The sequence below is a fragment of the Peribacillus sp. B2I2 genome, from assembly GCF_041261685.1.
Lineage (GTDB): Bacteria > Bacillota > Bacilli > Bacillales > DSM-1321 > Peribacillus.
The window spans coordinates 769,024-787,721 of record NZ_JBGCCB010000001.1 but is presented as its reverse complement, the minus strand read 5'-3'; the positions used below and the strand labels follow the sequence as shown (position 1 = coordinate 787,721).

14 protein-coding genes, 15 tRNA genes and 3 rRNA genes are annotated in these 18,698 nt (G+C 40.4%); 4 read left to right on the top strand and 28 right to left on the bottom strand.

Features of this window, described 5'->3' with window-relative positions; all coding sequences use genetic code 11:
* Positions 1–12: 12 nt before the first annotated feature.
* On the bottom strand, positions 13–138 hold the full coding sequence (locus tag ABIE66_RS04015; RefSeq protein ID WP_370013915.1) for a hypothetical protein: 126 nt from the start codon (positions 136–138) through the stop codon (positions 13–15).
* A gap of 195 nt (positions 139–333) precedes the next feature.
* On the opposite strand from ABIE66_RS04015, the gene ABIE66_RS04010 reads away from it, so the two are divergent.
* Both ABIE66_RS04010 and ABIE66_RS04005 read left to right on the top strand, forming a co-directional pair.
* Positions 334–684 (top strand): hypothetical protein, encoded by a 351-nt coding sequence (locus ABIE66_RS04010; protein ID WP_370013914.1) that lies wholly within the window; start codon positions 334–336, stop codon positions 682–684.
* 100 nt (positions 685–784) lie between these two features.
* Positions 785–1,156, top strand: coding sequence for a hypothetical protein (locus ABIE66_RS04005; protein WP_370013913.1), 372 nt, complete (start codon positions 785–787; stop codon positions 1,154–1,156).
* A 613-nt stretch (positions 1,157–1,769) separates the two neighbouring features.
* Here the strand turns inward: ABIE66_RS04005 and ABIE66_RS04000 are convergent.
* On the bottom strand, positions 1,770–2,381 hold the full coding sequence (locus tag ABIE66_RS04000) for an Ltp family lipoprotein (protein WP_370013912.1): 612 nt from the start codon (positions 2,379–2,381) through the stop codon (positions 1,770–1,772).
* Between the two features lie 874 nt (positions 2,382–3,255).
* On the opposite strand from ABIE66_RS04000, the gene ABIE66_RS03995 reads away from it, so the two are divergent.
* Positions 3,256–3,885: a recombinase family protein gene (locus ABIE66_RS03995; protein WP_370013911.1), complete on the top strand. Its 630-nt coding sequence runs from the start codon at positions 3,256–3,258 to the stop codon at positions 3,883–3,885.
* Between the two features lie 143 nt (positions 3,886–4,028).
* Here the strand turns inward: ABIE66_RS03995 and ABIE66_RS03990 are convergent, their stop codons facing one another.
* The 25 genes from ABIE66_RS03990 to ABIE66_RS03870 form a co-directional block, all read right to left on the bottom strand.
* On the bottom strand, positions 4,029–4,547 hold the full coding sequence (locus tag ABIE66_RS03990) for a hypothetical protein (protein WP_370013910.1): 519 nt from the start codon (positions 4,545–4,547) through the stop codon (positions 4,029–4,031).
* A gap of 95 nt (positions 4,548–4,642) precedes the next feature.
* Positions 4,643–5,401, bottom strand: a complete 759-nt coding sequence (locus tag ABIE66_RS03985) for a hypothetical protein (RefSeq protein WP_370013909.1) — start codon at positions 5,399–5,401, stop codon at positions 4,643–4,645.
* 102 nt (positions 5,402–5,503) lie between these two features.
* Complete coding sequence (locus ABIE66_RS03980) at positions 5,504–5,983, bottom strand: hypothetical protein (RefSeq protein WP_370013908.1); 480 nt, start codon at positions 5,981–5,983, stop codon at positions 5,504–5,506.
* Positions 5,984–6,244: 261 nt separating this feature from the next.
* Complete coding sequence (locus ABIE66_RS03975) at positions 6,245–6,925, bottom strand: hypothetical protein (RefSeq protein ID WP_370013907.1); 681 nt, start codon at positions 6,923–6,925, stop codon at positions 6,245–6,247.
* Positions 6,926–7,604: 679 nt separating this feature from the next.
* A complete protein-coding gene (locus tag ABIE66_RS03970) occupies positions 7,605–8,189 on the bottom strand; it encodes a transcriptional regulator (RefSeq protein ID WP_370013906.1) in 585 nt (194 codons plus the stop codon).
* An 800-nt stretch (positions 8,190–8,989) separates the two neighbouring features.
* The gene (locus ABIE66_RS03965; protein WP_370013905.1) at positions 8,990–9,979 is read right to left on the bottom strand and encodes a tyrosine-type recombinase/integrase; all 990 of its coding nucleotides are present in this window, start codon (positions 9,977–9,979) and stop codon (positions 8,990–8,992) included.
* Between the two features lie 173 nt (positions 9,980–10,152).
* Positions 10,153–10,233, bottom strand: a tRNA-Leu gene (locus tag ABIE66_RS03960).
* Positions 10,234–10,241: 8 nt separating this feature from the next.
* A tRNA-Cys gene (locus ABIE66_RS03955) sits at positions 10,242–10,315 on the bottom strand.
* Between the two features lie 8 nt (positions 10,316–10,323).
* Positions 10,324–10,398: transfer RNA gene (locus tag ABIE66_RS03950), tRNA-Gly, on the bottom strand.
* Between the two features lie 3 nt (positions 10,399–10,401).
* A tRNA-Gln gene (locus ABIE66_RS03945) sits at positions 10,402–10,476 on the bottom strand.
* 38 nt (positions 10,477–10,514) lie between these two features.
* A tRNA-His gene (locus ABIE66_RS03940) sits at positions 10,515–10,590 on the bottom strand.
* Between the two features lie 17 nt (positions 10,591–10,607).
* Positions 10,608–10,681: transfer RNA gene (locus ABIE66_RS03935), tRNA-Trp, on the bottom strand.
* A 10-nt stretch (positions 10,682–10,691) separates the two neighbouring features.
* Positions 10,692–10,775, bottom strand: a tRNA-Tyr gene (locus ABIE66_RS03930).
* Between the two features lie 16 nt (positions 10,776–10,791).
* Positions 10,792–10,867: transfer RNA gene (locus ABIE66_RS03925), tRNA-Thr, on the bottom strand.
* A gap of 7 nt (positions 10,868–10,874) precedes the next feature.
* Positions 10,875–10,950, bottom strand: a tRNA-Phe gene (locus ABIE66_RS03920).
* A 12-nt stretch (positions 10,951–10,962) separates the two neighbouring features.
* Positions 10,963–11,038 (bottom strand) — tRNA-Asp (locus ABIE66_RS03915).
* Positions 11,039–11,043: 5 nt separating this feature from the next.
* Positions 11,044–11,117: transfer RNA gene (locus ABIE66_RS03910), tRNA-Met, on the bottom strand.
* A gap of 79 nt (positions 11,118–11,196) precedes the next feature.
* Positions 11,197–11,272: transfer RNA gene (locus ABIE66_RS03905), tRNA-Val, on the bottom strand.
* Positions 11,273–11,287: 15 nt separating this feature from the next.
* Positions 11,288–11,362: transfer RNA gene (locus ABIE66_RS03900), tRNA-Glu, on the bottom strand.
* Between the two features lie 10 nt (positions 11,363–11,372).
* Positions 11,373–11,464: transfer RNA gene (locus tag ABIE66_RS03895), tRNA-Ser, on the bottom strand.
* 5 nt (positions 11,465–11,469) lie between these two features.
* Positions 11,470–11,544: transfer RNA gene (locus tag ABIE66_RS03890), tRNA-Asn, on the bottom strand.
* A 9-nt stretch (positions 11,545–11,553) separates the two neighbouring features.
* A 5S ribosomal RNA gene (gene rrf / locus ABIE66_RS03885) occupies positions 11,554–11,669 on the bottom strand.
* 119 nt (positions 11,670–11,788) lie between these two features.
* Positions 11,789–14,721 (bottom strand): 23S ribosomal RNA (locus tag ABIE66_RS03880).
* A gap of 175 nt (positions 14,722–14,896) precedes the next feature.
* Positions 14,897–16,447 (bottom strand): 16S ribosomal RNA (locus tag ABIE66_RS03875).
* The 16S, 23S and 5S rRNA genes sit together here with 15 tRNA genes alongside, the layout of an rRNA operon.
* A 272-nt stretch (positions 16,448–16,719) precedes the next feature.
* Positions 16,720–17,595: a nucleotidyltransferase-like protein gene (locus tag ABIE66_RS03870; protein WP_289323771.1), complete on the bottom strand. Its 876-nt coding sequence runs from the start codon at positions 17,593–17,595 to the stop codon at positions 16,720–16,722.
* A gap of 175 nt (positions 17,596–17,770) precedes the next feature.
* Here ABIE66_RS03870 and ABIE66_RS03865 point away from each other — a divergent pair, with 175 nt between their 5' ends.
* Positions 17,771–18,124 carry a YgzB family protein gene (locus ABIE66_RS03865; protein WP_289323770.1) on the top strand — a complete coding sequence of 118 codons (354 nt, stop codon included), beginning with the start codon at positions 17,771–17,773 and terminating at the stop codon, positions 18,122–18,124.
* Positions 18,125–18,224: 100 nt separating this feature from the next.
* Here the strand turns inward: ABIE66_RS03865 and perR are convergent, their stop codons facing one another.
* A complete protein-coding gene (gene perR, locus ABIE66_RS03860; protein ID WP_370013904.1) occupies positions 18,225–18,668 on the bottom strand; it encodes a peroxide-responsive transcriptional repressor PerR in 444 nt (147 codons plus the stop codon).
* Between the last annotated feature and the right edge of the window lie 30 nt (positions 18,669–18,698).

Below are 18,698 nucleotides of genomic sequence, written 5' to 3'. Positions count from 1 at the left end.
AAAAAAAAGACTCTAAGCAGAAGTGCCTAAAGTCTTTAAAATCTTTGCTGTATTTATAATAGCTTCCTTTGACGGTTCGTTAAAAACTCTTACTGTAATTGGTACAGGTTTCTTTTTCTTTGTTGCTGTTTTCCCCATTGTTGTTAGCACCTCGTTAGTAAATTTGTTTTGATAATTACTAACTGACAAACTGAGGTACTTTTAGGACATTAAATAAAAAACTTTAAAAACACCAGTAAAAAGTTCAATCCCATAGCTATATATACTAGAAGAACTTTTATAGACGTGGGGTTAATACCTCACTAAGAAAAAATTCAAAGGGTGGTTTTAACTATGGCAGAATTTAATCAAGAACTAGTAAAGGCTTTAGCACATGGAGACGCTGAGGCACAAGAACAAATTAAATCTTTACCGTTAACAGTACGAATGGCTTTAGGCACAGCTGTTGACCAACTAAGACGTGACGAGAATGTACCTATGAATAGTGGATTTTCTTTTTATGAGGAAAAGAAAAGTTCTTATTCAAATGATGAGGAAGTCGCTAATGCTTTAGCAGAACGTAACCGACTATTACGTGAAGCAGAAGAACGTAAAGAGAAGATCCGTCAAGAGTTCTTAGAGAAAGAAATTAAAGCAAAGGTTGAACGTGCAAGGGCTGGACTGGCTATGAATGACAGACGTTAATAAGAAGTGATAAGAACAAAAGAAATAATTCCCCAAAAAATAAAACCCACTAGCTTTAATGCTGGTGGGTTATTTCTATTATTGAAAGGTTGTTAAAGAAATGAAACAAGAAAAGATTCTATATAAAGAGGTTTCTAAATCATTAAAGGTAAAGCCTCGGGAATGTGCTAATTTTTTAAAGGAAATGAATGGTCAAAAAGATTGGTGTGCTATACGTGATGCCAAGTGTCCTATGGTGCATGGAATAGAGTTTAAGTTTCATACAATCCCACCTGAACAGCTTTATCTATGTTCAGTGTTGCAAGAACTAAACTCAACTAGAGATGGTCAACTAATTAAAGTATCTAAGACTAAGAACTGTCAGAAATGCAGTAAATCATTTTCAGGTAGTCGTAGTAATCATTGTGAGTTCTGTAGAGAGGCAATTAAACGAGATAAAGCACGTCTCAGAAAGCAGAAAGAACGTAGTTAAATGTCACGCATTTAGCAACAATTAGGTATCTAAGAATGGCTTTAAATCAACGTTTTTATGGGGTTCATTTAAGTGGGAATTAAGAAGTAATACTAACATAGCTGACCCCCTTCTAAAGTGCGTGACACTACATTATAGAAGGAGATAAACAATGAATAGATCAGAGTTTGAAGCAAAGTTAAACAAGGCTAATGACGGTGCTATGAAGCCCTTAAACAGCTATATAAATGTACGTTCAACCTTTTGTTTTCACTGTACTAAGTGTGGTAAAAAGTTCTTCGGTAAACCGTCTCATATGGTGGGCAAGGAACACCAGGTGCATATCTGTAATATTCTGCTTTTTTCCTTGTTTACTAAATCATAACAACCCTTACTTACTTTTGTACGCTGTAATAACTTCTTCCCTAATTCGTATTGTGCCCGAAAAAGGACAAATAAAAAAGGAACGCTAGAAATCGTCCCTCTTGTCTGGTCTTATAACTACTTCAATTTCAGTATCTTTTACAGTTCTTTGATTATTGCTATTAACTTAACGAATGATCAGTGTACCGTCACCAAACGAATGAACGACAGTGTACAGCTTATCATTGTATAAAACCCAAACCATTCTATCTTATAGCCCTGTCTGATCAACACCATATTTGGCTTCATCAGAAGTAAATCCTTCATATGTTAACTGTTCAATAAGACCTTGACGAGAAAAGCCACCCATATCCATATAGGTTTTTGCCGAAATCTCAGCCTGTTCTTTCCAATCAACAGTAATGTTATCTACAGCGAATGATGAATCTTCCTTAGAGAAACCTTCATATTCAAGTTGTTCGATAAGACCTGATTTAGAGAATCCAGACATACTGATATAGCTTTCAGCCGATTGGATAGCACTTTCCTGAGAAACAGTCATTTCAGGTTCGGCTGGTTCTTCTTCAACAGGTTCAGGTGCTTCCTTTTTAGGCTTTTCAACAGCACCGTCCTCGTCAACGTCCTCACCAGTTGCTTCTTCAAGTTGGTTGTTTAAGTCGTCAACTACTTCTTGTGCTTCATCAATTTCTTCCTGAGTATCAACAGCACTTTCATCAATAGTACTTTCAGGTTCAGTATCAGTAGTGGCACTTTCTTCACCACCACCACTTGCGATACTTCCTATAATGATTACAGCTAGTACCCATACCCACCATTTCTTATAGAAAGGTTTCTTTACCTTATTCAGTTTTTCTTTAGACATTATGTAACTCTCCCTTATGTATGTTGTTTTTACAACAGAAATAATTGTAACACTTTTGTAATTATATTGAACAGTAAAATAATTCGAAAGTAGTATGTATTTTTTACCAAAAATAAATATATATAACATTCTATATAGCCCCAAAAAGTTCTGAGAAAAATGGTGAAAATTTTTTAACGCTTCTAAACATGTTGAAAACCCCAAAAACCATAAGGACACCCCTTATTGTCTTATTCATTTTGCATTACAGCCATAAAGAATTCGCTTTTAGGCTTAATCTCAGACACTACCAGCCTAAAAGCTTTCTAAAACATGGTGTATATTTTACAACCACCAGACAAGGGGGTATACTGACCCCCGCTTCCCCCCATGTACCCCTTTCCTCATATAGCCATGCCTCAGCGTTGCGGTTAACCTCATTACTTACTCTGATCTACTATCATTCAATTCTTTTCATTCATTTCTTTTCATTGTTCATTCGTTTGTTTGTTTGTTCATTCACTGTCTATTGTCCTTGCCTCATATCTTGCCTCACTGTTACCCTCGTGTGGTGCCTGTGCCTGTTCTGTTGCATATGTCCTATGATGTGCCTTCTATATGCCCTCGTGGTGGGCTGGTGGTGGGGCTGGTGCGTGTCCTATGCCCCTATATTAGTACCCCTTTATTAGCCATTACTATTGAGTGACACTTTTGATAGACCTGTCCCCCTTATTGTTGTGGTGCTGAACCTCCTCAATCAAATCTGCTGAGTTTTGATAGTATCGTATCAAAATATCCACACTTGTTGACACGATAAAAAAAACCCTGTATTATAGGATTCAGACAGTATCAAAAAGTCGTATCAAACAAAAACGACTAAAAGGGGAAAATACCAATGATTTATGGCTATGCACGAGTAAGTACCAACCGACAAGAATTAGACATTCAAATAAAGGCACTTAAAGAAGCTGGTGCTACTAAGATTTATCAAGAGAAGATCAGTGGGGCAAAAGTCGATAGAAAAGAATTAAGCAAGCTGTTAAAAGAAATCAAAGCTGGTGACACTCTTTTGGTAACTAAGGCTGACCGTATCGCACGTTCCTTGTCACAACTAGAAAAAGTAGTCACTGATTTAACCAATAGAGGTGTATCGGTAAATATAATAAATATGGGAATGTTTACGACTGAGACAATGGCTAATCCAATGACTAAGCTATTATTTAATGTCTTGGGGGCTTTTGCTGAGTTTGAAAGGGATATGATTCTTGAAAGAACTCAGGAAGGCATACAGAACGCTAGGGAAAAAGGTGTTAAGTTTGGCAGGAAGTCTAAGACATATGTAATCGAGGGTGCTTTATTACACGCAATCCAACAAGTTGAAGCTGGTACAATGTCTCAGCCTGAGGGTGCTGAGTTTGCTGGTTGTAGTGTTGCTACATTCAAAAGACGACTAAAGGAATATAGAGAACAACAGACGAAACTTCGTCTTTTTGTGCTTAAAAAATATCTGAGGGCAGACGTGTAAACAAGGCAAGGAAGCGTTTTTAATCTCTAACTTTACACAAAAATACACACTGTATATTTCTAACAAATCCATACGTACCAAGGGTTTCAAGATTTCCCCCTGTTGTGCATTAGATAAAAAAGAACACCCTGAAAAAATGGGTGCTAAAATGGTAACGAACCATATACTGTACCTGCCATATTTATTAGAGAATGCAATGTATTTGCATTATCCGCAAAGGCTGTAATTTTTTTCGTAACAGCTGTGAATTTTGTATCTGCCTCTTCCTGATCTTTACTCTTCATGATTTCTAGTATTTCTACCATCAGTTCAAAGGTTTCAGCTTGTTTTTCGTTACTTGTTTGGAGGAGGGAGGTCATTTCCGTTAGTAGGGCAGTATTCTTCTCAATTCCCTGTAAGGAACTTAAGACAGATTCTTTATACTCTGATTCTCTTCGCTTTTCCTCTGCCTTACTTTTTTGAATACTGTCCAAGGTGGCATTCAATCCACTTGCATCGAGTTCTCTGTGTTGAAAATAATCAGTGGTTGGGACTTTTGGTATTTTAAGTGATTCGAGTTGTTTAACCGATTCGATTGCTTTAAACATCCCACCACTATTTCTCATCTGTTCCATTCTCTTGTCATTGTCTTGTATCAGTTTAATTATTTCTTTACTATCCACTTGGTTTCCCCCTCCTGCTTCTTATACTTTAATTAGGCAGGGAGGGTTGATAGTCCTGCTACCTATATGGTAAAAACCACCCGTAATAAATACTTTTAAAAATTAAATTCCATGGTACCTGGTCTATCTAAAGTTTTTCTTATGTAACCTCTAACAGCTAAATTAAGTTCAATTTGTTCAATTTTGGCTAAAGTAATATTAAATTTTTCTTGGAGAATTTTACGAAATTCCGAAATTGCAACCTGGTCGCCGTTTTTAAAGTTTTTCTTAATAAAATTAAGAACATCATCATCGGAAATACTAATTTTTTTCAAATTTTTATAGTAATACATCCACTTCTCATCAGCATTTCTAGTAGCATTCTTGATACTTTCTGTTCTTTGTAATATATCCAAATCTTTTTTTTGAACTTCACTAATCATTTTTTCTAAATCTTCAGGCTTGAAATCGCCATTTTGTACGATTTCTAACTTTTCTACTACTTCTTTTCGCCATTCATCTGATTCTGCCACAGCTTCAAGCATCTGTTGCTTTGTATTTTGTAAATCAACTATTTCTGTCTTTAATTCTTGGAACAAGACACCTGCACTTTCGTTTGAAATCTGAAGCTTATCCGCAGTTTCTTTTAGGTCTACCATAGCTTGTCTTTGCCCTGCAACATCAATTAAAGTCATGACAATTGCTATGACAGACAATATTAGTGATGAAACAGTCGAGGCAGTTCCAATCGTTGTACTAGCAGTCTTTGTATCTCCTAAAGCGAATACTAGGAAGTAAGAAAGTACGATTAACGCGATTATGATTATGTATACTAAATGACCAACTCTAATGTATCCCTTTTTTTCTGTTTCCATATTTTCAGTCCCCTTTTCACCTACTTTATTCGACATAAAGATATTATTCACCTGCTACCCATATAGTAAAAAAGCACCCGTTTTGGATGCTTCAGATGATTGCTATACTTTTTCCTCAGTTTCTTCAAAGTGACTATAAGATAACTCTTTATATATGGATTCTTTTAATAACATGATCTTAGCGTCAATTTTTTCTGTTTTCTCACTGAAATCACCGTGTAACGTTTGGTTATTATAATAATTAGTAATATAGCTTGAAAATAAATCTTTAATCACAGACATTGTTTCTATATAGTTTGATGTTACACTTTTCGATAAAAATAATTCATTCTTATTAAAATAGTCCACTGCGTTAATGATTGTAATTTCGAGTTGGTCAGTCTCCCTTAAAAAGAGTTCATCTTTTTTATCTGATTCCTTAATAAGGATAAATCTTTTCGTATTCTCAGTAAATTTAATAAACTGTTGCTGAATCTCAAACAATCGCTGATATAACTCAGGATAAATGGTATGTTTCTTTATTGCATACGCTTCAAAATCAAATAATTTTCTACTTATGTCATACTTGGCTTTTTCGGTCATAACAGCCAATTCTTTCTTGTGATCTTCTAATTTCTTATTGAGTTCTTGTTTATGGTTTTCTAATTCTGCATTAAATAGGTATCTACTTTCCTTTGGATAGAGTACTTAATTAAAAATCCTAATCCTCCAATAAATCCTCCAATAATAACAGTGAAGCTAAAGGATTTGTAAATCCACTCCATATATCAATCCCCTTTACTCCCGCATTCAATTTGACATTAAAGGACAATAGTCCTTGCTGTACACAATTAAAAAGCACCCCTAAATGGATGCTGATTTATAATGTTTTTTCTCTTTTAGAATTGCACTTATCTTATCAACTTGGGTTTGGTATTGCGGATCTAATTTATTTGCAAAGTTATTAAAATCTTTTATTTGTGACCTTATAATATACGGAAGGTCTGTAGCAGTCCTTTCCAAAGACCTTAAAATGCTATCAGTATAGCCTTTGTTTGTTTTTATGTAAATATTTCCTGCCCTTAAATAGGACTGAAATGCATCAGGAGTCCTCTCTCTCTCATTATATAAGTCTCCTTCTAATTCATAAATCAATCCTTGTAAAGGTAAGATGTCATTTTCAAAATCCTTCGTACTACTTTCTAGCCTTCTCTCTGTTAATTCTAATGTTGATCTTAGTTTATTGATTTTAGATTCTAATGACATAAATTTCTCTTCAACTAATGATTCTAGGTTTGTATTTAACTCCTGTTTTAATTCTGGAAATGAGTTTGTTTTAATATCTGTTATTATTTCTGTTTTGATTTTTTCTATTTCATTTTTCCTGATTTTGGCCATTGTGAAAAAGTTTGCTGTTAAGAAAATAACTAGTATGGTTATAATACTTGTCACTGCCCAAAAAAGCGTATCTTTATAATTCTTATTCTGTTCTATAAAACTTTTGTTTTGTTCAACAAGAATCCCTATTAAATCGTTTATTTCCATAGAAAACCTTCCTTTCATCTACTAAATTCGACAAAAGGGACTATTTTCCTTCTAGTTAAAATACATTCATACAAAGAAAAAGTGATACTATTAACAGTACCACTTAAATCCTCGTTTCCTTTACTTTTATTAGTCAAACAGCGTCAAAACTTCTTCTTTGGTATGATTTTCCATGTATTCTATAAAAGCAAAATAACAATCCTTTCGACTTTTACCATTCACAATATTTTTAATAGTTGACCTAGAGACTAGGAACGTTGTTTCAATCTGATAGGGTTGGTATCCCTTCACCTTGTTTAGATATAAGATCTTATAAACGTCCTTATCTGTTAGCTTTACATTGTTAAAACTCATTTTGCACCACATTTCTTTATTTAAATTTTGAGATATAGGTCATTGAATCATGGCAAAATGCCACATCCACATAAGTTCAATAAATGAACGTTAATACATCTTTTTATTACTTACTCTTTAATAGTATTCTTTTCTTAGTATCTTTTTTAGCAGATATACTTAAGTTTGATTTATTAAGTTTGTATAAGTAAGTCTGTATAACGTTCACTTACCGAACTGTGAGAAGTTCAATTATAGAACTAAGGAAGTTCATTTTTAAAACTACCTACCGTATGGGATTTACAAAAAAGTGCCTTTCAATAATATTAAGGGGTTTGGTATAAGGTTAATCACTCTTGATCCCAGATAGAATATCAATTTTTCTTTTTTCCTCAGGTGAAAGTTCTACTTCATCGTACTTAGTAAGTTTACCTTTTGAAACTTTAGGTACAATCTGTTTAGCTTGAATTTTATTATCATTTTCTATTTTGTTTAGCAAATGCTGCTTAAATCGTTCCTTGTCATATTCATTCATATTCAACAGCTTTGTTTTCTTTTTCTCATATTTATTAACATTTTCAGGAATTGCTTTATATAAATCATCTTGGTCTAAAGGTTTGAAAACAACGTAAATATTGTTTCCACGATTAGCTTTAGCTTTTTTTAATAACCCTACATCTTCAAGGTTATCAAGACAATTATGAATAGTAGCCTTACTTCCTATACCTGTATAGATCATTAAATGTGGAATAGTAGGAAATGCGTATCCATAGTCATCATTAAACAATTGAAGTAATTTTAAATATATTACCAATTCATTCTGAGAAATAAGTTCTAACTCTAAATAATTGAATAATGATACAGGTACTATCTCAAAATTATCTTTCACATTCCCTTTACAAGGAATCCCACTACTTTTTATCTTAGTCATTTTACTATCCTCCCTTCCTCATGTGGTTTCACAAAGTTACTTGCATTTTTCACATGAATTAGGACAGTAAAATTAAAACTGACAGAAAAATTCTGTTATATTTCCCTTCTTCATGTGCTTACATTTAAGTACTGGCAATTGGACATGAAAAAAGGACATCAGTAATATAAAATTGTTTGATTTTTGATGTTTTCTTGACTTTTGGTTTTGGTTTTTCGCTGAATTAACTAGATTGTCTAGGAAACATTGGACAAAAGAATGATTACCTTTATAGCACTTAAAAAAATTAAGTACTAAAAAAGCAGCCATTCATTAACACTGAATTGAACCGAGTTGTTGAGGGTTCCACCGTATCACCTTGTTTGAATGTTGTACTTTCATACACAACAGACTTTTTACACGTTATGCTTGTCCAACGTGCCGAATGTTATCGTTTGTCTGTTGCTACCTGCACCGTAATGCACCAAGCAACCAACCGAACCGTTAATGGTCGTTCTCACCTAGTAACCACCAGCAAACAAGGAAAGCTGTTAATGTGATTACGGTTGTTTTTTCTGCATTGGCTACAACCAGTACCTTTCAAGGTTAGATTTACTTGCTATTAGTAGGCATTCCAGCAAGAGGACGACTAACAGGATGCCTTAAAAAAGACAATACCTAATACGCCTTGCATTAACGATATTTTTTCGATAAGATGAAGGTAATTAACAGACTGATAGCTGTTCAGTTATTCAGTTTTGTACAGGAGTTATGGGTCACCTACTGCGAATAGGTGGCTTTCTTTTTGTTTTCAAATATAATTAGATTCGTTTATCCAGCACTTTTATTGGCGAAAATTCTTTATGCCTGTCTCTAACATCATTACCAAATAGATTTACATATGTTTTCACTATTTCCATGCTGGTATGTCCTAAAATAGTTTGAATTTCAAATATATTAGCACCTTGTTGAACACTTAATTTAGCGAATGTATGCCTAAAAGTATGACAGCTGCATCTAACATCTTTAAGATTAGCCATCTCACCATATTTAGTAATCCTTTGTTGTATCCCTCTTTTAGACAATCTTTCACCATCAACAGTAACAAACAACGCTTCACTCTCTACACAACTACGAATGGCTATGTATTTTTTTATTTGCTGATTCATCTCTTTTTGAATTGGAACTAATCTTTCCCGATAACTTTTAGCATTTCTAATAACAACCATATAGTCTTCCCAGCGAATATCCTTTATAGATAACCCTGCTAACTCATTCACTCTTATACCAGTTTCAAGCATTAACATCATGATTGTGTAATCACGGACACCCGTAAAAGTTCTAAGGTCCGGCTGTTTAAACAACCTATTTAACTGATCTTTAGTAAATGTAGCAATAACTGTTTTTCTATCTTTAAGCAACTTGATATTACCCATTGGATTATTTGAAATATGCTTTTGTTTATAAAGAAAATTATAAAAGGCACGTAAAGCACGCAATCTTGTATTGATAGTCACCACTCTGCTACCCTTGAAATTACGCATATAGAGGATTACATTGTTTTTTATATGTTCTTCAGTTAGATTAGAAGGTTTTAAAACAGTTATGTCTATTTCCTGATCTCTAAGTTGATTTAAACATGCTTGTATTTCATTCAAGTAATATTGAATTGTGTGAGGTCTTAAATTTCGAAGTTCACAGTCTTGGATGAACAATTGTATAGCATCTTTAAATGTTTCTACATAGGATTTATCTTTCTTTTCAATAACAGCTAATTCAACTTCATTCAAAACATTATTACGCCTTGCCAAATTGGTTCCTCCCTTCAACAGTGAACACGATTCATGAACACGATTTTTCTCAATTTTGTCGTGTGAAAATAGATAAAAAAGACCACAAAAAAACGCCCCTACAATAACTGTAGAGACGTTTTTAAACGTTGCTATTACCTAATTCACTGTGTAATTGAAGGTAATAAAATTGATACCGGTGGCCGGGGTCGAACCGGCACTCCAGAGGAACACGATTTTGAGTCGTGCGCGTCTGCCAATTCCGCCACACCGGCATGTATGTTGGAGGCGGCAACCGGAATCGAACCGGTGGTAAAGGTTTTGCAGACCTCTGCCTTACCGCTTGGCTATGCCGCCAACGTTTTTGGAGCGAAAGACGGGATTCGAACCCGCGACCCCAACCTTGGCAAGGTTGTATTCTACCACTGAACTACTTTCGCATATGGCTGGGCTAGAAGGGATCGAACCTTCGCATGACGGAATCAAAATCCGTTGCCTTACCGCTTGGCTATAGCCCATTAACGTTGTATTCATTATACCATGATTTAATAAAAAATGGGGCGACTGATGGGAATCGAACCCACGAATGCCTGAACCACAATCAGGTGCGTTAACCACTTCGCCACAACCGCCATTATAGGATTTAAATTGGCAGGGGTAGTAGGACTCGAACCCACACTGGAGGTTTTGGAGACCTCTGTTCTACCTTTAAACTATACCCCTGTTAGAAAGATGGTGGAGGGGGGCAGATTCGAACTGCCGAACCCGAAGGAGCGGATTTACAGTCCGCCGCGTTTAGCCACTTCGCTACCCCTCCGCATATGGATGAAACATGGTGCCGGCAAGAGGACTTGAACCCCCAACCTACTGATTACAAGTCAGTTGCTCTACCAGTTGAGCTACACCGGCACTACTATGGTGGCTCAGGACGGAATCGAACCGCCGACACAAGGATTTTCAGTCCTTTGCTCTACCGACTGAGCTACTGAGCCAAACAATAAAAATGGCGGTCCCGACGGGAATCGAACCCGCGATCTCCTGCGTGACAGGCAGGCATGTTAACCGCTACACCACGGGACCATAGATTGCGGGGACAGGATTTGAACCTGCGACCTTCGGGTTATGAGCCCGACGAGCTACCGGACTGCTCCACCCCGCGACGTTAATAATGTTGCTATTATGCATCAGATTTTCGTGTTGAACGTTTCAATGCAGAAACAACCTGATCTTATTGAAAATGGTGGAGGATGACGGGATCGAACCGCCGACCCTCTGCTTGTAAGGCAGATGCTCTCCCAGCTGAGCTAATCCTCCAATATGTTATCTAAATGGTGACCCGTACGGGATTCGAACCCGTGTTACCGCCGTGAAAGGGCGGTGTCTTAACCGCTTGACCAACGGGCCAGGTATAAAATGGCGGAGAGCAAGGGATTTGAACCCTTGAGACAGGGTTACCCGTCTACACGATTTCCAATCGTGCTCCTTCGGCCACTCGGACAGCTCTCCAATAATGGCTCCGCAGGTAGGACTCGAACCTACGACCGTTCGGTTAACAGCCGAATGCTCTACCACTGAGCTACTGCGGAACAATATAAGCTTGGCGACGTCCTACTCTCACAGGGGGAAACCCCCAACTACCATCGGCGCTGAAGAGCTTAACTGCCGTGTTCGGAATGGGAACGGGTGTGACCTCTTCGCTATCGTCACCAAACATTGTTAACATTTTTTCAAGACATATATTATTATAACGTCTTTTCGAAAAAATGCAAGAAGAAATTTTCATTCCTTCAAAACTAGATAATAAGAAGGTATTTCATTTTTTAAAAAGCGTTGGTTAAGTCCTCGATCTATTAGTATCAGTCAGCTCCACATGTCGCCACGCTTCCACCTCTGACCTATCAACCTGATCATCTTTCAGGGATCTTACTAGCTTGCGCCATGGGAAATCTCATCTTGAGGGGGGCTTCATGCTTAGATGCTTTCAGCACTTATCCCGTCCGCACGTAGCTACCCAGCTATGCCTTTGGCAAGACAACTGGTACACCAGCGGTGCGTCCATCCCGGTCCTCTCGTACTAAGGACAGCTCCTCTCAAATTTCCTGCGCCCGCGACGGATAGGGACCGAACTGTCTCACGACGTTCTGAACCCAGCTCGCGTACCGCTTTAATGGGCGAACAGCCCAACCCTTGGGACCGACTACAGCCCCAGGATGCGATGAGCCGACATCGAGGTGCCAAACCTCCCCGTCGATGTGGACTCTTGGGGGAGATAAGCCTGTTATCCCCGGGGTAGCTTTTATCCGTTGAGCGATGGCCCTTCCATGCGGAACCACCGGATCACTAAGCCCGACTTTCGTCCCTGCTCGACTTGTAGGTCTCGCAGTCAAGCTCCCTTGTGCCTTTACACTCTACGAATGATTTCCAACCATTCTGAGGGAACCTTTGGGCGCCTCCGTTACTCTTTAGGAGGCGACCGCCCCAGTCAAACTGCCCACCTGACACTGTCTCCCACCCCGATAAGGGGCGCGGGTTAGAATTTCAATACAGCCAGGGTAGTATCCCACCAACGCCTCCACCGAAGCTAGCGCTCCGGCTTCTCAGGCTCCTACCTATCCTGTACAAGCTGTACCAAAATTCAATATCAGGCTGCAGTAAAGCTCCACGGGGTCTTTCCGTCCTGTCGCGGGTAACCTGCATCTTCACAGGTACTATAATTTCACCGAGTCTCTCGTTGAGACAGTGCCCAGATCGTTACACCTTTCGTGCGGGTCGGAACTTACCCGACAAGGAATTTCGCTACCTTAGGACCGTTATAGTTACGGCCGCCGTTTACTGGGGCTTCGGTTCAAAGCTTCGCTTGCGCTAACCTCTCCCCTTAACCTTCCAGCACCGGGCAGGTGTCAGCCCCTATACTTCGCCTTGCGGCTTCGCAGAGACCTGTGTTTTTGCTAAACAGTCGCCTGGGCCTATTCACTGCGGCTTTTCCGGGCTATTCACCCTAAAAAGCACCCCTTCTCCCGAAGTTACGGGGTCATTTTGCCGAGTTCCTTAACGAGAGTTCTCTCGCACACCTTAGGATTCTCTCCTCGCCTACCTGTGTCGGTTTGCGGTACGGGCACCTTACATCTCACTAGAGGCTTTTCTTGGCAGCGTGGAATCAGGAACTTCGGTACTATATTTCCCTCGCCATCACAGCTCCGCCTTAATGGAAACGGGATTTGCCTCGTTTCCGGCCTAACTGCTTGGACGCGCATATCCAACAGCGCGCTTACCCTATCCTTCTGCGTCCCCCCATCGTTCAAACGATGTATAGGTGGTACAGGAATATCAACCTGTTGTCCATCGCCTACGCCTTTCGGCCTCGGCTTAGGTCCCGACTAACCCTGAGCGGACGAGCCTTCCTCAGGAAACCTTAGGCATTCGGTGGAAGGGATTCTCACCCTTCTTTCGCTACTCATACCGGCATTCTCACTTCTAAGCGCTCCACCAGTCCTTCCGGTCTGACTTCAACGCCCTTAGAACGCTCTCCTACCATCGACACCTAATGGTGTCAATCCACAGCTTCGGTGATACGTTTAGCCCCGGTACATTTTCGGCGCGGAGTCACTCGACCAGTGAGCTATTACGCACTCTTTAAATGGTGGCTGCTTCTGAGCCAACATCCTGGTTGTCTAAGCAACTCCACATCCTTTTCCACTTAACGTATACTTTGGGACCTTAGCTGGTGGTCTGGGCTGTTTCCCTTTCGACTACGGATCTTATCACTCGCAGTCTGACTCCCAAGAATAAGTATTTGGCATTCGGAGTTTGACTGAATTCGGTAACCCGTTGGGGGCCCCTAGTCCAATCAGTGCTCTACCTCCAATACTCTCATCTTGAGGCTAGCCCTAAAGCTATTTCGGAGAGAACCAGCTATCTCCAGGTTCGATTGGAATTTCTCCGCTACCCACACCTCATCCCCGCACTTTTCAACGTGCGTGGGTTCGGGCCTCCATTCAGTGTTACCTGAACTTCACCCTGGACATGGGTAGATCACCTGGTTTCGGGTCTACGACCTCATACTCATTCGCCCTATTCAGACTCGCTTTCGCTGCGGCTCCGTCTTATCAACTTAACCTCGCATGAAATCGTAACTCGCCGGTTCATTCTACAAAAGGCACGCCATTACCCATTAACGGGCTTTGACTACTTGTAGGCACACGGTTTCAGGATCTATTTCACTCCCCTTCCGGGGTGCTTTTCACCTTTCCCTCACGGTACTGGTTCACTATCGGTCACTAGGGAGTATTTAGCCTTGGGAGATGGTCCTCCCTGCTTCCGACGGGATTTCTCGTGTCCCGCCGTACTCAGGATCCACTCAGGAGGGAACGAAGTTTCAACTACAGGGTTTTTACCTTCTTTGACGGACCTTTCCAGGTCACTTCATTTACCCCGTTCCTTTGTAACTCCATGTTGAGTGTCCTACAACCCCAAGAGGCAAGCCTCTTGGTTTGGGCTAATTCCGTTTCGCTCGCCGCTACTCAGGAAATCGCATTTGCTTTCTCTTCCTCCGGGTACTTAGATGTTTCAGTTCCCCGGGTCTGCCTTCAGTACCCTATGTATTCAGGTAAAGATACTGTTCCATTACGAACAGTGGGTTTCCCCATTCGGAAATCTCCGGATCAAAGCTTACTTACAGCTCCCCGAAGCATATCGGTGTTAGTCCCGTCCTTCATCGGCTCCTAGTGCCAAGGCATCCACCGTGCGCCCTTTCTAACTTAACCGTTAAAAAGATCTTACAGATGCTTTGAAAAAAATTAATTGCCTTCTATCTATTATCTAGTTTTCAAGGAACAAAGCAGAAAGAATCCATCACATCGTGATGTTTTTCTTCCCTATCTGAATGAATTACTCATTCAAAACTGAACAAAACAAAAGCGCTCTCGTAATTATCCTTAGAAAGGAGGTGATCCAGCCGCACCTTCCGATACGGCTACCTTGTTACGACTTCACCCCAATCATCTGTCCCACCTTAGGCGGCTGGCTCCATAAAGGTTACCTCACCGACTTCGGGTGTTACAAACTCTCGTGGTGTGACGGGCGGTGTGTACAAGGCCCGGGAACGTATTCACCGCGGCATGCTGATCCGCGATTACTAGCGATTCCGGCTTCATGTAGGCGAGTTGCAGCCTACAATCCGAACTGAGAATGGCTTTATGGGATTCGCTTACCTTCGCAGGTTTGCAGCCCTTTGTACCATCCATTGTAGCACGTGTGTAGCCCAGGTCATAAGGGGCATGATGATTTGACGTCATCCCCACCTTCCTCCGGTTTGTCACCGGCAGTCACCTTAGAGTGCCCAACTGAATGCTGGCAACTAAGATCAAGGGTTGCGCTCGTTGCGGGACTTAACCCAACATCTCACGACACGAGCTGACGACAACCATGCACCACCTGTCACTCTGTCCCCCGAAGGGGAAAGCCCTATCTCTAGGGTTGTCAGAGGATGTCAAGACCTGGTAAGGTTCTTCGCGTTGCTTCGAATTAAACCACATGCTCCACCGCTTGTGCGGGCCCCCGTCAATTCCTTTGAGTTTCAGCCTTGCGGCCGTACTCCCCAGGCGGAGTGCTTAATGCGTTAGCTGCAGCACTAAAGGGCGGAAACCCTCTAACACTTAGCACTCATCGTTTACGGCGTGGACTACCAGGGTATCTAATCCTGTTTGCTCCCCACGCTTTCGCGCCTCAGTGTCAGTTACAGACCAGAAAGTCGCCTTCGCCACTGGTGTTCCTCCAAATCTCTACGCATTTCACCGCTACACTTGGAATTCCACTTTCCTCTTCTGCACTCAAGTTCCCCAGTTTCCAATGACCCTCCACGGTTGAGCCGTGGGCTTTCACATCAGACTTAAAGAACCACCTGCGCGCGCTTTACGCCCAATAATTCCGGACAACGCTTGCCACCTACGTATTACCGCGGCTGCTGGCACGTAGTTAGCCGTGGCTTTCTGGTTAGGTACCGTCAAGGTACCAGCAGTTACTCTGGTACTTGTTCTTCCCTAACAACAGAACTTTACGACCCGAAGGCCTTCTTCGTTCACGCGGCGTTGCTCCGTCAGACTTTCGTCCATTGCGGAAGATTCCCTACTGCTGCCTCCCGTAGGAGTCTGGGCCGTGTCTCAGTCCCAGTGTGGCCGATCACCCTCTCAGGTCGGCTACGCATCGTCGCCTTGGTGAGCCATTACCTCACCAACTAGCTAATGCGCCGCGGGCCCATCTATAAGTGACAGCCGAAACCATCTTTCCATCTTCTCTCATGCGAGAAAAGAACGTATCCGGTATTAGCTCCGGTTTCCCGAAGTTATCCCAGTCTTATAGGCAGGTTGCCCACGTGTTACTCACCCGTCCGCCGCTAATCTCAGGGAGCAAGCTCCCATCGATTCGCTCGACTTGCATGTATTAGGCACGCCGCCAGCGTTCGTCCTGAGCCAGGATCAAACTCTCCGAAGAAATGTTTGACTTGCTCATTTTGCTTTTTTTTAATAGTGTGTGCTCACTTAAAATTTAACGTTGGCGCTTTGTTTTGTTCAGTTTTCAAAGAGCAATTTCGTTGTCGTTTACTTCGTAAGCGACTTTTACATCTTATCATGTTATCAACTCTGTTGTCAACATGTTTTTTTATTTTCTTTGTTTTGATGAAGCTGCGAAAGCTGATGTCCCGCAGCGACATGTATTAATATAACACCTATATTATTATTGGTCAACAATAAAAACACATTTTTTTAAAAGTTTTTTGAAACTCGATAAAACCGATGATAAACCTCGTGTCCTTTTGTCTCCGCTTTGATGACATCGATTACCTTCTTCTCTATCAAATATTCCAACAGAACACCTAGGTCGACTGAATAAAACTTAACTTCCGGATGCTCCATAAGCTCCGCAATCGTCCACGGATCTTCTTTCGTCCCCATTATTTCTACCAAATGCTGTGAACCTGCATTCGTCCTCGAATAAATAAGAAATTCACTCGCAAGGAATAGAAGCTCCAATCTTTTTTCAAGAGTTTCCTCACTGCTGATCAATTCTTTATACAACTTGTAGATCTCAGGTTCCATTTGCTTCACTTGGTTCCAGACCGTAACCTCCGGATAAAAGCCTTGTTCTATTATTTCCAAACGTGCCAAGTGATGTAGGGAATGAACGATATGGTTGTATGCCTCAAGATAATGACCTTTTTCAAAAAAGCTTTTCCCATCCATGTACCTGCGAATTAACTTCGCGAACTCCATCCCCATCTTTAACTTCCTTCCATAGAAGGGGAACTCCCGGATTTCGGTTTTCAAACGGTCCAAATATTCATTCCGGTCAAAAAGGACCTTCCCATTATAGATCCAGTCAACCACTTTGCGGTTCGTCCCTAATAGGAGCCATTCTTTTAACTGGTCTTCCTTTACGATATGTAAGGCTGCCTTTTTATCCTGATAAGTGTAGTGTTTTAAAAACACGGCCTCTTGGGCTTCGTCTGCAATCACAAATAGGATGTAATCAAATGTATCGGTAATCGGGCTATTATCTTCTCTTTTTTCTATTAACAAGATTCCAAGTGTAGATTTTAAGCTTGCTCGCTCTTGATAAATCGGGCGAAGGATATCTTCCATCATAAATTCCTCCAAAACCTTTTTTTTTTAACTTTCGACAAAACTCTTCATTTTCCTGCTTATTTCCCTTACCCCAAACCATTTCAATTCAAAAGTAATAAGTATCCTTTATTTCTTTTTTGTTCCATCCATTGTTTATGTTATAGTTAAAGTTATATTTTAGGAGGGACAATCCATGGCTAAACATTCTAGCAAAATCAATAAAATACGTACATTTGCTTTGAGTTTGATTTTCATCGGCTTTATCGTAATGTATATCGGGCTTTTCTTCAAATCACATCCAGTTGTCATGACACTTTTCATGGGGCTTGGCCTTTTATTCATAATCGCAAGCACCGGGGTTTATTTTTGGATTGGAATGCTTTCTACAAAAACGATCCAGGTTGTCTGTCCTAACTGCAGCAAACCTACAAAAATATTAGGGCGTGTAGATATTTGCATGCATTGTGAAGAACCCTTGACCCTTGACAAAAAGTTGGAAGGCGAAGAATTTAACGAAAAATATAATCGCAAAAGCCTGCATGATTAGAGGGATTCCAGCTTGCTGATTTACCTATCATGAGACCTTAACAATTGTATCATTTCTTCGAGACATGAAAAAAAGTTCCAACCAAGTGGAGGAACTTTTTTTAATGCGTTTCTTTTTTCGCACAATCCGTACAGTCGCCGTAGATTTCCATCCGATGGTGACTGACATTGAAACCGGTGACTTGTGCCGCGAAATGCTCGACTTCATCCAATGCAGGATAGTCGAAATCCACAATTTTCCCACAGGTTTGACAGATTACATGATAATGATTCGTCGTTACGAAATCAAACCTGGCTGAAGAATCACCATAAGTAAGTTCTTTTACCAAGCCTACCTCCCGGAAAACACGCAGGTTATTATAAACTGTCGCCACGCTCATATTTGGAAACTTGCCTTCCAGCGCTTTATATATATCATCCGCGGTAGGGTGGGACATGGAGCTTATCAAATACTCAAGTATCGCATGGCGTTGAGGAGTTATTCTTACACCGGTATCTTTTAGGGAATCCAATGCTTCTTTTAACTGAACTTCAGACACCGTCATCCACCTCGTTTTCTCATTAAGTATGAATTC

Excerpts from the sequence above, each read along its gene's own strand:
- ABIE66_RS04015 (WP_370013915.1), bottom strand. The coding sequence starts at position 138 with ATGGGGAAAACAGCAACAAAGAAAAAGAAACCTGTACCAATTACAGTA.
- ABIE66_RS04010 (WP_370013914.1), top strand. The coding sequence starts at position 334 with ATGGCAGAATTTAATCAAGAACTAGTAAAGGCTTTAGCACATGGAGAC.
- ABIE66_RS04005 (WP_370013913.1), top strand. The coding sequence starts at position 785 with ATGAAACAAGAAAAGATTCTATATAAAGAGGTTTCTAAATCATTAAAG.
- ABIE66_RS04000 (WP_370013912.1), bottom strand. The coding sequence starts at position 2,381 with ATGTCTAAAGAAAAACTGAATAAGGTAAAGAAACCTTTCTATAAGAAA.
- ABIE66_RS03995 (WP_370013911.1), top strand. The coding sequence starts at position 3,256 with ATGATTTATGGCTATGCACGAGTAAGTACCAACCGACAAGAATTAGAC.
- ABIE66_RS03985 (WP_370013909.1), bottom strand. The coding sequence starts at position 5,401 with ATGGAAACAGAAAAAAAGGGATACATTAGAGTTGGTCATTTAGTATAC.
- ABIE66_RS03980 (WP_370013908.1), bottom strand. The coding sequence starts at position 5,983 with ATGACCGAAAAAGCCAAGTATGACATAAGTAGAAAATTATTTGATTTT.
- ABIE66_RS03975 (WP_370013907.1), bottom strand. The coding sequence starts at position 6,925 with ATGGAAATAAACGATTTAATAGGGATTCTTGTTGAACAAAACAAAAGT.
- ABIE66_RS03970 (WP_370013906.1), bottom strand. The coding sequence starts at position 8,189 with ATGACTAAGATAAAAAGTAGTGGGATTCCTTGTAAAGGGAATGTGAAA.
- ABIE66_RS03870 (WP_289323771.1), bottom strand. The coding sequence starts at position 17,595 with ATGGAAGATATCCTTCGCCCGATTTATCAAGAGCGAGCAAGCTTAAAA.
- ABIE66_RS03865 (WP_289323770.1), top strand. The coding sequence starts at position 17,771 with ATGGCTAAACATTCTAGCAAAATCAATAAAATACGTACATTTGCTTTG.
- perR (WP_370013904.1), bottom strand. The coding sequence starts at position 18,668 with ATGACGGTGTCTGAAGTTCAGTTAAAAGAAGCATTGGATTCCCTAAAA.